Source organism: Flavobacterium ardleyense (genome assembly GCF_042686085.1).
GTDB classification, from domain to species: domain Bacteria; phylum Bacteroidota; class Bacteroidia; order Flavobacteriales; family Flavobacteriaceae; genus Flavobacterium; species Flavobacterium ardleyense.
The window spans coordinates 1-15,529 of sequence record NZ_JBHUOL010000021.1 but is presented as its reverse complement, the minus strand read 5'-3'; the positions used below and the strand labels follow the sequence as shown (position 1 = coordinate 15,529).

Annotated in this window: 11 protein-coding genes; 2 read left to right on the top strand and 9 right to left on the bottom strand. The window is 29.6% G+C overall.

The features are described 5' to 3' along the window. Window positions 1-462: 462 nt before the first annotated feature. The 4 genes from ACFSX9_RS13190 to ACFSX9_RS13175 all read right to left on the bottom strand — a co-directional run bounded on the left by ACFSX9_RS13190 (window position 463) and on the right by ACFSX9_RS13175 (window position 9,292). Entirely contained in the window at window positions 463-4,263 is a 3,801-nt protein-coding gene (locus tag ACFSX9_RS13190) for a hypothetical protein (protein WP_379808442.1), read from the bottom strand. 1,682 nt (window positions 4,264-5,945) lie between these two features. After that, window positions 5,946-6,401, bottom strand: a complete 456-nt coding sequence (locus tag ACFSX9_RS13185) for a hypothetical protein (RefSeq protein WP_379808440.1) — start codon at window positions 6,399-6,401, stop codon at window positions 5,946-5,948. 273 nt (window positions 6,402-6,674) lie between these two features. After that, window positions 6,675-7,634, bottom strand: coding sequence for a hypothetical protein (locus ACFSX9_RS13180; protein WP_379808438.1), 960 nt, complete (start codon window positions 7,632-7,634; stop codon window positions 6,675-6,677). Between the two features lie 455 nt (window positions 7,635-8,089). Further along, the gene (locus tag ACFSX9_RS13175) at window positions 8,090-9,292 is read right to left on the bottom strand and encodes an aspartyl protease family protein (protein ID WP_379808436.1); all 1,203 of its coding nucleotides are present in this window, start codon (window positions 9,290-9,292) and stop codon (window positions 8,090-8,092) included. Between the two features lie 484 nt (window positions 9,293-9,776). Here ACFSX9_RS13175 and ACFSX9_RS13170 point away from each other — a divergent pair, with 484 nt between their 5' ends. Then, window positions 9,777-9,977 (top strand): hypothetical protein, encoded by a 201-nt coding sequence (locus ACFSX9_RS13170; RefSeq protein WP_379808434.1) that lies wholly within the window; start codon window positions 9,777-9,779, stop codon window positions 9,975-9,977. 853 nt (window positions 9,978-10,830) lie between these two features. Here the strand turns inward: ACFSX9_RS13170 and ACFSX9_RS13165 are convergent. Continuing rightward, window positions 10,831-11,325 (bottom strand): hypothetical protein, encoded by a 495-nt coding sequence (locus ACFSX9_RS13165; protein WP_379808432.1) that lies wholly within the window; start codon window positions 11,323-11,325, stop codon window positions 10,831-10,833. 653 nt (window positions 11,326-11,978) lie between these two features. Between ACFSX9_RS13165 and ACFSX9_RS13160 the strand changes: the two genes are divergently transcribed. Beyond that, on the top strand, window positions 11,979-12,479 hold the full coding sequence (locus ACFSX9_RS13160; RefSeq protein WP_379808430.1) for a transposase: 501 nt from the start codon (window positions 11,979-11,981) through the stop codon (window positions 12,477-12,479). Window positions 12,480-12,707: 228 nt separating this feature from the next. Here the strand turns inward: ACFSX9_RS13160 and ACFSX9_RS13155 are convergent, their stop codons facing one another. The 4 genes from ACFSX9_RS13155 to ACFSX9_RS13140 all read right to left on the bottom strand — a co-directional run. Continuing rightward, window positions 12,708-13,241, bottom strand: coding sequence for a hypothetical protein (locus ACFSX9_RS13155; RefSeq protein WP_379808428.1), 534 nt, complete (start codon window positions 13,239-13,241; stop codon window positions 12,708-12,710). Window positions 13,242-13,398: 157 nt separating this feature from the next. Continuing rightward, entirely contained in the window at window positions 13,399-13,899 is a 501-nt protein-coding gene (locus tag ACFSX9_RS13150; protein WP_379808426.1) for a hypothetical protein, read from the bottom strand. 173 nt (window positions 13,900-14,072) lie between these two features. Continuing rightward, complete coding sequence (locus tag ACFSX9_RS13145; protein ID WP_379808424.1) at window positions 14,073-15,029, bottom strand: hypothetical protein; 957 nt, start codon at window positions 15,027-15,029, stop codon at window positions 14,073-14,075. Between the two features lie 167 nt (window positions 15,030-15,196). Next, the coding region (locus ACFSX9_RS13140) for an RNA-binding protein (protein ID WP_379808422.1) at window positions 15,197-15,529 on the bottom strand (333 nt) is incomplete at its 5' end.

Here is a 15,529-nt window from a genome sequence, read left to right as displayed (position 1 = left end):
TTCTTTTATTCAATTTTGTTAAATCATATTCTAATTTTTCATGCCTGAACTCACTATCCAAGCCAAATAATTATCATTTTAAACTCCACTATTTTCGTAAGTGATCCAGCAAACATTCAATCTCCCGAAATATCTACGTGATGACACAACTTTAGTTTTCTAAAAACGAAAGTTATGCCATTACAAGACACAACATAAACTACATAGTGTTTTATTAAAGTAGAGAATTATTATTTGCTTTTTTTCTCGCAATAACGGACTTCTTTATAGGAAGTTTTATGTTTTTTGTTCCAAAGTGTTTGATTCTTTGGTGTTTACATTGAGTTGAAAGTTTTTACTTCGATACTGGTATATTCAATATTATTAAGTAATAATTCAATCGTAATAAGAATCAAATCTCATCATTTCTTTACTTAAAGTTCATGGCTTTAACTATTAGCGCTTCATAATAGCATTTTAAAATTATATAGTGCGGTCAATAATGTCTGCGAACTTCACATTTTTCATAGTAGATTTAATACCTCTATCCCGATTTCTCTTGTTAGAATACTTTTTGTCGATTCTTGCTATATTATTTTGCATGTCGTCGACCAAAGTAAATTGAAATGAATCATTTGGTATATGGTAATTCTCCTCTCTAGTTGCATGTTTCTTGATAATTTCTATTTGTTTTAGACATAATTCTTTGTTTTTATACATCGATATACTCTCGAGTAAAACAACCCCATTAGTAGCTCTCAAAGAAAATGAAAACAGTTCGTTCTTTTTGTCTATTTGAAAAAATCCTGTTGTGCGACGTTTTCTATTAACATTAATTAGTCCTGTAAATTTACTAGCATTATCAAATCTTTTAATCACCAATTTTTTTTCTATTTCAACTTTTGGAAAAATCATTTGAAAGCCATTTCCAATAGGTATCTCAAACAGTTCGGAAAACGCTCTATTTTTAATAGAACTTGAAATGGTAACTTTCAATTTTACATTCGAAATATTTTCGCGTTTTATTGCAATTCCTCCGTTTCCTGGTCGAATTTTTAGATCAAGTTCGTTTTTTATATCAAGTGGAATATTTTCAATTTTCGTATTTACAAAATCTGTGAGTCCGAATTTATTACTTATATTAATTGTAACACTTTTAGATCGGGAGCTGTCCATTTTCACTAGGGTTTCGTTCCTGTCAGTATTGCGTATAGAAATGCGATTAATCTCATCTCTTTTCATATCGTTTGACTCGATTTTTATAGCGCAATACGCAGTTTTTACGATGTACTCTAATTTACTTCCTTTATTTTTAATAGTATGAATAAAATTTTTTTGAGATTCATTTGCAATGTTTTTTCGAACCATAACATCGTAATTAGAAGAACCACCATTTAACTGTGGCAGTTTAACAAAATTATCAGCAGACAGTGTTTTTCCATTTTTGATAGAATCTGCAGCTTTTTTTCCAGATGAATCTAGATCTTTACCTTCCAAATCTGTTATTGAAACTGTTTCTGAATCACCTAAAGTGAAAAGAAAGATAAAAAATGAATCTAGAAAACTTAAATTTTGTTTTGTACTAAGTAGAGAGTACGGCATGTAAAACATTCTGCTTCCCAACCAACGAGATCCTTTAAATATATTTGAGTATTTAAATTCGTTCTTGTCAGCATCAACTGTTAATGATGTATAAGCGCCTGGTGAGTTCGGATCGAGAATATTAGATGTCCACGGTGATTTCGAACTATTCCATTCTACTGGAAAAACAGAGTGCTTACTTCCACCACCCCAGTATCCCTCTATCAAATTCAAGATAGACGGATTGTTGTTATTGAAATTATTGCGTGAATTGTTAAACAACTGTACAGGATTATGTGTGCTTCCTGCTAAAAAATTATTTATTGTATAAGTAACACTATCTGAGCCAAACTGATAAAGATGCTTGATAGTAACTTCGTTCGCAATGTCATTCCATTGGTATTTATTGATTGGCATGCTAAATAAGCTATGACCTTTCCTTGCGTATATAGCCTCTAAGCACATGCCAAAACATCTCGCTGTGTTATTAGTCGCCTCTTGTATCATCTTAATAGATAATTGTTGAAACCACTCCAGAGGGTTTAACCAGTCGTACCATTTAAGGTCTCCATTCACATTAAAAGCGCTAATCACTTGTAATGTACTTGTTGGTGCATCTTTATTACTAACTCCCCACCATTTCTCTAATTCCGTTAGTTTCGATGCATCTATTTGTGGCATGATTGACCAATCCAGCCCTTTAAATCTTTCTTTGCTAAGTCCATCGCTCTTTTTCTTATCAAATATTAGTGCATATATGCCATTTTTGTTTTCGCCCTTTTCACTGATCCAGTCATAATTGTTATTTCGGGTAACTATCATTCCCCACAGATTAGATACGTCAAGTATTTTTTTGTATTTTCCTATTTCATCAGGATCTCTATGGTATACATTACCCGCATCACATTCTAAAACGTGAAAATATAATTCAACACTTTTAGATAATTTATTTGGTTTTATTATTTTATATTTTTTTTCATTCTGTGAAGGAAGAATTAAATCGATTTGAGATACATTTTTATCTGGCCAATCAGATTTTCCTTCAGGATATTTTTGTATAGAATTCATTATTACTCCATCTTCTTTTATGTGTAATTCTGAGAGATATAAATCATTTTGCTTTCCATGATAACCTTCAGTCTCTTTGGTATTTAATCTTAATAGTTTAATCTTGAAAGGATAAGCAATTGATGGTTCTGAATCTCCTTCAAAATGAAGCATACTTCCATTTTCAAATTCGTGACCAAATCCACTTTTTTGAGAGTTTGGAATAGTTAATCGGTCTGATGTTGGAAATCCCAATTCACTTAATGCTCCTCTAATGCTTGTGTATTTTTGTGAGAATTTGCCTTTTAATGCATAAGCGTCTTGCTTTCCTTCTTTACTATATATTGCTACATTTTCAATCGGTTGGTTTCCGTGAATTTCTTCAAACTCCTGATATACTCCAATTACCACATGATTTGCATCGATCAATTTCTGTGGATCTATGAGTGGAGCATAATAAGGGATGTTATTAATTTTATTTAAAATAGTACCACTTACATAGCATGCCGGTCTATCTGCTTTTTTTCTATAGAATATACTGCATTTTTCAAAATCTTGTCGGTAAATATCTTTGAACGTATCTAAATTATACTCGCTATCTAGCGGGAAACCATATTTTGCAGTTTCTCCAAGGCTTTGATATTTTTTGTATATTTTATTCCATACTTCCATGGTCTTTTTTGTCTTTTCAGAATAGTAAAAGCCACAGTTGACAGTATAAATTTTATAGCCTTCTTGTTTACCTATTGTTTGCATATCACTAATAAGGCACCCGTAGCGACTTAACATGCCTGATAAAAAATGTTGATAGATTGGTCCATGTACCTCGTATGCAACGCCAGCTTCTTTGTTGTGCATAATAAGCCCAGTTTCAAAATTTTGATAAGTTCCGGTTCCATCAAAAAGATTAATCAGATTAAATCGTTTTTTTCCCAAATTTAATCCATCTGATCGCATCGATTCATATTTATAGGAAATAAACCACTCCGAACTAGTTCTTTGCTTGTCAAGTTGTGTTTCAAAATCGTACGGGATACCATCATACCATTGCACAACTGAGAGACCTCCATTAAACGGGTTGCTTTCTCCATCTATATCTGTTCCGAAAAACAATTTATTCATTGGAGTTCTTGTTTTCTCAAATCTTCCGCCGGGAAATGCGTGAACCGATATAATTTGACCTTCGAGAAACAGTGCAACGGTATCAACATCATAAACCAATGAAATCGAATACCATTTATCCTTTTGTAATATAACGGGACTTTTTTTCCATTCTGTATCGCAACCACCCCAATCATGATTGTCTGGTTTTACTTCTGCTATAGCATGAAATTTTGATTTACTATTTCCATCTCTTATTAAAGAAATTGAAAACGGTAACAAATCAGAGGATACAATAGTTTGACGATCTGGTGTTGTATCTGTTGCTTTGAAACAGACATTGATGCAAAATTGATCGGAATTAGGTTTCAAATTCCTAATAATACATGAAGCGTTTCCTCCTTTACCTAACATAATTCCTTCTGGATAGTAGCCAAACACAGTTTGATTAGGTCCCTGAATAGTAGTTGCATTATTAAAAGAGACATTATATGAACCGACCATACTTTCTACAGTTGATTTGTCTAATTTAAAATCTAGTAATAGTTTTTCCATAATGAAATATTTGATTTTAAGATGTTTAATAAAATTTAATAAAATGATATTTATTGCTCTAGTGTTTCTGCTAAATGCAACTTAATTACAATCAACGTTAACGTGCCCGTTTTAGATAGAATATAGGTTTTAAATTCCGTCGAAAATTGGTACTATATCTTTAATTAAAAAGCTTTTTAATGTTTAAAAAGTATTATTTAACAAAATGTTCTTTTTGCGACTTCATCCCATTTGCTAGCACTTAGCTTTTTTTGAATTTGAGTATAGAACCTTTTTAGAAAAAAGTTCCACAGAATGACAAGTCCTATTGCGAAAGAAAAATGCATAGGAATTAATCACTTTTATATTAAAGTGCATTATTATTAAATGATCAATAAGTTTATTTGATATAAATGTAATGAAGTTTTTGTATATAAATACATTATAGTGTTATTATATGTTAATTTTGTATAAATTATAATTAAATTTATATAATAATTCTTAAAATGATATATTATTGATAGTGGCGTTCTTTGTCGCTTCAAGTATAATAATTATGTAATTCGCGAGAAATACATTAAATGTATAGCTTGTATTTAATTTAATAATGATTTAATCTGTAATGAGAATTTAGTATTTCTAAACTGTGCTATTGAAAAGTGCTAGGATGGTCTGCGGTAATTATTTTTAAGATGACTAGTGGTTAATAAGATTTAAAAGCGTCTTCACAGTATTTTTTAATAGAAAATACTGAATTTTCCATTAGTTTCGCCTACAATAATTTCATTCTTACTTTAAAAGATAAAACTATCGATGATTGGAAATATTTTTCCCCATTAAGTTATTGAATTCTCCTCTTCTGCAGTCATATTCAACTAACGTTTTGAGGCTTATGCAAGTCCTTTTACTTTAAATAATGGTTTTGATTTTTTAAAGGAAAAATAACTGATTGTGGTGATTTCATGTAGTACAATAATTATGTATCTTAAAGCTCTACTTAAATCAATTAAAAAAATTATGAAATTACAGTTAGAACAATCACTTTTCAGATTTTGAATTGGTTTAGTTAGTACTCTTGTTTTATTGAAATTGAAAATAGAAGTTAGATAGTTCTTGTTGTAAAGAATTTGATTTTAAGTTTTTTATTACTTTATTCCTAAGCATTTGACCTCCAAAATTGTTTAATAAGTTTAGGGAGATCTATATAGTAAAAATAGTAGTGTGGCTGGAGATTTTATTTCTATTAAGTTCCACATAACATTCCAAGTTCTGTTTAGTTAAAATATCTCAACTCTTATTAAACTCATTTAAATAATTTTTTAAGTCAGAAAATAAAACTTTTTTTTTAAAATAGTAGAAAAGTAATTCACCATTTTAAAACGTCCGTTTTAATTGTTTTTTCCAGTCTTTGAGTAGCGGTTTTACAAACGCCCATTTTATCCAACTAATTTTTTTACAAATCAGTTCTATCAATTAAGGTTTTCTTTTAGCATTTAGAAACACCTGAAATCGAAAGAATTAATGTTGATGGCGTTTACAGCGTTTTTTGTGTAATTATTTACAACGGTTTTTGGCTTGAAAATGTGATGAAATTTAAAATGAAAGAGTTTAATAATCACTTAAATTTATAAAATGGTTTAATTTTTAAAATAAAATAATCTCGTCGAATTACGAAACAGATATTGTTCATTCTTTTTTGTTTATTAATAAACCTTTCCATTAAATGTGTGTGTACAGCATTCACAATAATGTTTTAATTCTGTTGTTTTCAATGTTGGTTTTGCCAATTGTAAAATCCCATCATCGTCTACGTACATTCCCGAAAAATATGTAGACTCACCAACTCTAATAATGTCTTCTTTTTCGATTTCTTTTAAAGAGACTAAGATGAAAATTGGCTCTATTTTGTCCAATCTTGATTTCGCTTCGCTGAATATTTCATTCCAGTCGCTACCAACTCTTGATAGTAAAAATCTAAAGAGAGGAGTGTAATCTAAGCCTCTTTCTTTAGTACCATACATAGTTCCTTTGGTCTGCTCTAATGTTTCTTGTTTTTTATTTCTTGAATATTTAAAGTCGCCTCCAAAGTTATGGTGTACATTTCTTGCTCTCGTATTTACTTTTCTATAAAGTGGTTCTTTTTGATTACTTCTATTCATATCAATTTTTTAAAAGTATATTTTCAAATGTCTAATTTTTGTTAAAATTCTGTAATTTGTTGTGGCTTTTTTTCTTGTAAATTTTGTTATCCATAGATATCATCACCCCCAGCAGTAAATTTTCAATACCTATTGTTGAAAAATTTGATATTTCAAATTCAATTGAGTAAAAACATTGTTTGTTCTTTTCATGAAAAACAGAATCTTCAAACGCGTATTTAAGTTTGTTTTTGGTAGAAAACTGCAATTATTTATTATAGATTGGAAGCATTTTTATTTGTATTTATCATTTCTTAAGGCCCAATAATTTTCTATAAAATATTTTATTTTTAATAGAGATTGCTCGGTTGCATTAGGAATGATGAAAACTTCTCGATCATGACGTTCTACTCTTTGTCCTATATATTCAGCGATTAAATCTTCAAAGTCCAGAAGTTCTGGAAAATCTTCGTCCCCATCAATGTTATTTCCCTCTCCGTCAGTGAATGGTGGCAGCTCTACAATCAGATAACCATTTCCGTTTTTTCTTAATTTCAGTTCAGCAGTAGTTCCTCCGAAATCAATATTTTCAACTTCATTAACTACGGTTTTATTTAATTTTTTGTCCTTAGATTCAGATTTTAGTTTTAGTTTGCTGTATTGCATTTTATTATCTCTTTGGTTGTATGGGGCATTAATCAATTTCCAAATACTGTATAGTGAATAAATTGTGATTAAAAGTGAAATTGATATACTAGTAGTGAAGCCTAGAGTTTCTATTGTTTTTTGAAATAAATATCCAAAAAGCTTATTCTTTCCTTGAACTGTAGTGAAATCTGCTTCAGTAGCTATAAGATAAGTAAATAAAACTCCCGTTATAAAAACAAGAATTCCGTAGTGGTTTAATAAACGATGAATTCTTCTTCTTTTAAGAGTGTTTTTTATATGTGGTAATTCCTCAATTTGTTCTTTGAAAGATTCTAAATCACTTTTTGAGAGTTTTAAACTTTTCTTAAACTGTAAAGAGTCTATTTTTATATACGCATTTATAGTTATTTGGTCTTCAATGAAGGTAATGTATTTAATTTCATCAAATCTTACTATTGTGGCTTTTTCAATTAGGCTAGGGTGTTTGTATAGATTTGTAAATTGAACTACTATTTCTATTTTTTCAGTACTGAATATAAGTTCCTTTTGTCCAAAAAACACAGTTTTTATTTTACCATCAGTTGTTTGATAAATCTTTTGCGACATTGTTTAAATAGCTTTAATGTTCAGTGGCTGGCGAGAGCCTAGGATTTCAAGAGTAGCCATAACAAATATAAAATAAGTTATGGCAAATACTATAGAATTCCGCACAAATTGAAGAAGCATCCACATTGTTTTCTATCGATGTTAGATATTCTGTTTTATTCTTTTAAGTAAGTTGTTGTCAAACCAAATAAATCCGTATACTCCTCCACATATTAAAAACGTAAAACCATCGTCTAAAGTTAGATACTCAATAACTTCGGAATTTCGATGTTATAGATCTCCAATCCAAAATAGGGTTGGAGAAAATTTTCGTTTTCGGTATATTCTTCGCTTCATATAAAGCAAAACACTTTTCTGTCCTCGTTATTTATGCCTTAAACCATGCAACGCCTTTAACTCTAAATTCTTAAAATCTGATCAAAGATGATTTCAAACATTCAAAGGATATGCTTTGTTTAAAGTAGCTTTACTTTTTTTAACTGGATGTCTATTTTTTCCTCATTTCTTAGAACTATAATTGCTATTTCATCTGCCTCTTTTGGTATAGCGCCACTGATGAATACATCACATTTTTGGTTTTTAGCAAGGTTGGTGTAATCAATACCGTTTATTTGTACTATTTGGTCTCCAAATTGTAAAACTTTTGATGCCTCAGTATCATTATAAATAAAACCAACAAATATTTTGTTTTCTTCAAAAGTGGGATTAAAACCAAAATGATTTAATTCTGTATTTAGAGAAGCGCTTTGCTGAATCATTTTTAATCTTTTTGATTTCCAATTCAAAATTAACCTGTAATTTTTAAAAAATGGCAAACCTAAATTGGTTGATCCACTTTTAACTCCCATAATCTTATTTGTTATAATATGATCTCCAATTTTTATGTTGTCAATTTTTACTGAATACTCATTTTTCGGCTCAGCTTTACCATACATGCCTATACTTGTATAACCTGAGCCTTTTACATAATTAGTTATTTTTTGAGATTTCTTTTGCTTTATAAAAGCACTGTATGATAAATATGCGTTTGAAGTATTGCCTAAATCAACCAAATTTTTTAATACTGTTTTTCCATTTACTTGCGTAGTCATAGAAAGTTTAGATGCTGTGCCAATATATACTTTTGATTCTATAGCGTCTGAAGGAATATTCAATTTCTTTTCATCACTTGATATCGTTATTAGTTGATTTTTAAAATCGAAGTCCCAGACTGCAAATCGCATTAAATTAGCACCAATTAAACCATCTGCTTTAATACAGGCAAGTTCGCCACTATTTAAATCCACTTTGGCAGCAATCGTTTCTTTAAAATTAATGCCTCCTATTTGAATGTCGTCTATTTTTGTATATTTAAGTTGTTGCTTTTTCTTATTAATATCACCAACTTCTTCAGTGCCTAATGGGATAACATTGAGCTTCTCTGCTAATTCTTTTGAAATTACATTGGAAGCTCCAGTGTCTAAAATAAAGTCGTAAACTTCGTTTTCTATAGTTACTTTTAGGATAATAAGTCCACGACGGTATTCAAATGGCACTGTAACTTTAAAATCTTTTTGAACTATATTTCCTTGCTTAAGTGTTTTATCTATTTTAGAACCTGCACAACTTGATAATACGCTAAATAAGATAAGTGCGTAAATTATTTTTAGTAATCTCATAATTATTTTTTTAACTGAATTATTAATAATTTTTACTTGAGGAATAATCATTCGACTACCCCTTCATATTAATAGACGTTAATTTTTTTGAAAAGGTTGGCTGTGCATTTTTATTTTGCCGTCAGCAAACAGATAACTAAATTTGTTTTAGCATTAAATCGCAATCATTTTCATGTGGTGCTTGCGGTTCGCTTTTTTATTTATCGTTTTTACTTCACCTTTTTCTAAATTAATAATTTTTTACTCATTGTGTGAGTTCAGATTTCGGCTAAATAAGTCGTTCCTAAAGTTCGTTATTTGCTAGATTTTTAATTTTTAATACCTTTGTCTTTAGTTATTGTTTTTTTTTTCTCTAATTATTTCCCAAAAACCATATAAAATAATCCAAAGAGGAACTATTAAAAAATTCAAACTTATTAAGTTGTATTTTTTGTCGCCAGAAAAGTATATTAAATAGATTAACAGAAAACCAAATGTGGTTGAAATGATTCCTACAAATAGTTGTAAACAAAGTAGAGGTTTCTTTTTTAAGACTTCAGATGTTAATAAGTATAACATAAAAAGAATTAAGAATAGAAAAAAAGAAGAAACTAATAGTGCGCTTTTTGAATTTAAATCAAATAGATATATTAATGGTATTGAAAAAGCACTAATTAATAGTATTCTTGAAACATACCAAAAGTAATACGTTTTAGAAAAAAATGTTCTGATAATTTTCATCTTGTAGCTCGTAAATTTGAGTTTTTTTAAAAGTTCTGTTTTAGGTACGTTTTGTTAAACCAAACGCTTAACATTTAGAGGCGTTTGATTGCTGTTTTCTTGTGAAAACTATTTTTAATTTGTTTATCGTAAAAGTAAATTTTTACATCGATTCTAACAAATAGAACAATATTTTCAAACCGCTGTAATTGTTCCACAACTATTAAATATACATAATTGCATTCTTATAAAAACGGTATTTTTTTTGAATCTTCAAACTTGAAATCAAAAAAGAATTTCACACTCCAATTATTCGTTTGGGTTAATCAAATTAATTTGGTGCCAGCTGATAATTTTTACAGAAGTGTATGCGATGCACACGGTTTATATATTCCGCGGAAAGGAATTGAAAAGCACTTAAACAAGGAAGGATAAGAGAGCATTAATCCAATTTTTTTCTTCAAAATACTGATAGTTGGTTAAGCAAATAATATCGATTCTGATCGCCATTTAATTTCGTACCTATAGTTTATCGATTCGATTGTTTTGAGTGTGTTAAAAGAGTCAACAGGAGAGTAATCAAAAACGCGACCAAATACTTCTTGATACGATCATTGACTTGTAATCTAAAGTAATATTTACGATTTGTCGTTAAAAAAAACCACACAACATCTAAAACTTCAGAAAGCACAAAGTTTACTTAAAATGCTTTTTTTGACCTAAAAACAGTCTTTTTAAGCAATTCACATTTTATAAAAACGACACAAAACGTAAAAACCAACCTCGCTTAAATGTCTTTAAAATAGGTTGGTTTTGTTGATTTTATCAGAGAATTAGATTCAAAATGATATTGTGCAACGGTCTCCGTTGTTAGCAGTAGTTTTTTTATATATGATTTTTTCGGAAATTTTTGAAGTTTTAGAAATAGCATAAAAAACTGCAAACCCTCCGGTTATTATTGCTAGCATAAATTTTTTAGTATTGCTAAAGCCATTCATGAACAATAGATAAATAATTAATGAAAATGAAAGAATAAATATAACTATCAATAAATGTGGTCTAATTATATCTTTTAATTCTACTTTTTTAGTGGTTTTTGATAGAAAATTTTCAAGATTTATTATTTTAATGAATTCATCTAGGTGCTTGTAATTACTAAATTCTATCGTTTCTTTTCTGTTTTCCATTTTAAAATTCAATTTTCCAGTACCAGTAATGTAATCAGCATATGTAATATTAGTAATAAAGTAAATAGATTCATTTTTTTTATCACTTAATAAATATTCATTTTCAGTCCAATATATCTTTTCAGATAAAATGATTCTTTCTTTCAAAATATAAATTTTATCATTGTTATCTAATTCAAAAAATATCATATTATTTAAAGTTTTATTATTTGCGGAATTTTCTTATTTAGCGCAAAATTAACACTAACTTCTGGTGGCAGTTGAATGTTGTTTTCTTGTGAAAACTATTTTTAATTTGTTTATCGTAAAAGTAATTTTTTACATCGATTCTACCAAATAGAACAATATTTTCAAACCGCTGTAATTGTTCCACAACTATTAAATATACCTAATAACATTATCATTAAAAATTATTTTTTTTTTGAATCTTGAAACTTAAAATTAACAAAGAATTTCGCCTCCAATTATTCGTTTAGCTTAATCTAATTCATTTGGTTCGAGCAGATAATTTTTATAGAAGAGTAGGCGATGCACACGGTTTATATATTCCGTGGAAAGGAAATGAAAAGCACTTAGACAAGGAAGGGTAAGAGAGCATTAATCCAATTGTTTCTTTCAAAATACCGATATTTGGTTAAGTAAATAATATTAATTCTGATCGCCAATTAATTTCGTAGCTATAGTTTATCGATTCGATTGTTTTGATTGTGTTAAAAGAAACGACAGGAGAGGAATCAAAAGCGCGACCAAATACTCCTTGATACGATCATTGACTTGTAATCTAAAGTAATATTTACGATTTGTCATTAAAAAAAACCACGGGTCGTTGGCACAAGAAAACAAGAGAGAAAGACAGTTACCAATTCAAAAAATACCGAACTCCATCTTGTAAAACATGTCCTGTAAAGCACCTTTGTACCAGTAGAACAGGCGGGCGAGAGATTGATAGGAGTGAGTATGCTGATGCTGTTGAAGAGAATAATCAGCGGTATCAGGAAAACCAGCAGTTGTACCGAAAACGTCAAGAGATCAACGAACATATCTTTGGAACTATTAAGCGTCAATGGGGCTATAATCACACTAATTTAACGGGTTTGAAAAAAGTAAATGGCGAGCACAGTTTAATTATGCTTGTGTACAATATCAAACGCTCCATAAATATACTGGGCGTACCGGATTTAATAGATAAACTCAAGAAATGGAAGTCACCTTACAAGAGCAAAGGTTGTTTTAGTTTTAAAACGAGTTATTACAGCCATTATAACGGCTTTATTGAAAAAGAATTACCAATTGCAGCCTGAAAAATAGTGTACCGTAGAACGAAGGTATTGAAGTTTACAAGAGCTTTTAAAAGCGAAATTGTGAAAAAACAAGGTTTTTTCACAGCCTGACGTTTTGTGGCTTTGCATCAGTGGCTTTGATTTAACACTGACCACAACAAATATAGACAAAATTTTAATTCATTGAGGTTTTTCCGAAGGAAAAACCAAGCCTAAGCCATTGTGCAAAACCGCTGTTAGCAAATGTTTTTATAATTCGTTTTGGGCTTCTTTACTTCTTTTTGATTTTATTTCATTTAACTTTATTCTAACTTCCGAAAGATAGTTATATACTATGTGATAACCTGGAATGTTAGAATCATCGCCCTCAATACTACATTCAATATTTTCAGTTCTCCAAATCCATTTTTTACCAATTTCTGTAGAAGTGTCACCATAAGCATTCTTCAAAATGTAATATAACCCCGAAACTTTTTGTGTCACAATATGTATTCTTTCTATCGTATCATTATTAATATTTAGATAAATGAAAAGAATTTTAGTTGAACTTATTTTGTCATTTTCTTGACCAACATAAACATAATTTGAACCAGAATTAAAACTCAATTTGAATAATTCTAAATTGCGATCATTCTTCAATTCAAAATCAGGATAATTTTTGATATTTTCCCCTAATTTAATATTTCTAAATCCATTTCTAAAACTTAAAAAATCAGATTCTTGAGAAAAAAAATCTGAACTAAAGAAAAGGAATGTAATTATTAAAGTTAATTTTACTCTCATTTTTTTTAATATTTGCTAACGTTTTGCAGCTAAAAGAAGTGGCGACGAACCAAAACCAAGCCATAACAAATATAACGCAAACTTTTGAATTTTCGGAGAAAATTCGGAAGTATGCCCGAGCCTAAGCCATTTATTTTAACTGCTGTTACCAGTAGTTTTATCTTATTCGCTTTATTTTGGTTTCATTTATTTTATTTTTTCCAGTAAGTTCGCTTAGCTTCACTTTTTCATTATCCAGCTTCTTCAGTAACTCTGAAAAATCTTTATCGATTTTTTCAAGAGAATTTTCAAAACTGTTTGGTGAATAGATTAAAGTTGGATTATGAATTTTTAGATTTATTAAGTCAGATTTCAGAATCCAAATACTTGCAGAAATATTTGGATATCTTTTTTCGTCAATTAAATTTCCACTATAATTAATAATTTTACAAAGACATTGAAAGTGATTATCTTCTGAATGTAAATAAAACCATTCTGTAGAATCTTCAAGAATTAAATCATTGAATTTTGAAGAATTTATAATAGAAATAAAAAAAACTCTGTTTTTATGTTGGATTTCAAATAGTGAAGTTTGCCCCGACTTGCGTAACCATTCTTTGAAACGGTCATTAATCATTTCGTTCTCTGGTGATAAGATAATTCTTCTTATTAAATCCATTTTTTTACATCGTGATTGAAAATTACTGGTAACGGTTTTCGGCTTTATTTCAGTTTTGCTGATTGATAACCAAGCCTTAACAAATATAGACAAATTTTAGATTAAAAAAATTCCAAAATAGAAAAAAACCAAGCCTGCAAAATTGAATAAAACCGTTGTTGTGCGATGTTTTTTTATTCTTTTAGTAAATCTACAATCCAATCTAAACAAATTTTAGAATCCATAATCGACCAAGAATGAGGATTTTTAGTTCCGTCTAATCGAACACCTTTTCCTTGACTAACTATTACTGTAGCGTTTTCATTTCCCATTATTTTTAATTGGTTTATCATTGAGATTATATCAATTCCATTCCAGTCGTTTAAATCTCTATTTCGTTGATTAATTAACCAATCTGTGTCCAAGTCTGTGAACATTAAAATAGGTATATTTTTTAAATATTTTGCATTTCCTCCGTCTTTTGCTCCATAAGAATAAATAGAGTTTTCTATATATTTTTCTGGAAACTTTTCTGGAGATCCTCCATAAATATTGTCCCAATTATTCTTCATCCATTTTGCTTCATCTACTGCGGGTTTATAGATATTTTTTTCTATTTCCCTTTCGCAATATTTATAAAATCTTGCTTGGTCCAAAGGTGCGTCTAATGCAAAAACCCCTTTTGGTATTAGAAAAAACTTTTCGGGATTTTTAGTTGCCTTTTCAGCATAAGTTAAAGAAATCATTGCACCGTTTGAAAGTCCACCGATTATAAATTTATCTTTTGACACTTTATGCTTTGCAACAATTTCACTGAAAATTTCATCTAGTAGTTTGAATTCTGCTTCTCGATTGTCAGTTCCCCAATTAATTGATGGAAAAATTACCATAATTCCTTTTTCAACTGCTATTTTCTGAAGAGTAATTTGTTTTAATGTGTTTTCGATAATTTCACCGCCAGAAGGTAAAATTACTAATACTCCTTTTATATATTTTTTTGGAACAAATTTATAGTAGAAAAGTTCTGTTGCGTCTTCATCATTTACATATAATTCAGAAGGATCTGTTTTTGAAACAGATATTTTCTCAAATTCTTGTGCTTTACAAGACAAAAGATTAAAAATTAAAGCAAAAATTAATATATTTTTCATTTTTCAGGATTTTCGGTCAAAATATCGCACAACGGTTTGGCGCTTGGCGAAGGTGGCGATTTTCACCACAAATGTTGATGCGGAGAACCAAACTTTGATTAACCACAAAATTGTCTGCGGAGCACTGAACCGCCACTTTTGCCAAACGCCTGTTAGCGGTAGTTTTTCTATTCTGTAAGTTCATAAACAGATATCGTTTTTTTGTCTGCCATTAAGAGACAATTTTTCTCAACGCTGTATTCGTTTACCTTTAAGTTGTTGTCTTTAAAAGCGATTTGTCCGTCCAATGTAATTACTGACATGCCATTTGTGTCAGAAACTGTGATGAACGAATTTACTCCTGAGTTGAAATAAAGTTTCGAACTGAGAATGCTTTTGTCAGCAATCTGGATTTTCTTAACTATTTCAACATTGCCACCGTTGATTTTGTGAAAATGAATTTCACAAGGAGAGTCTGCTGTTGAATTATCGTCTCCTTCAGTTAATGGATTATATGCAAC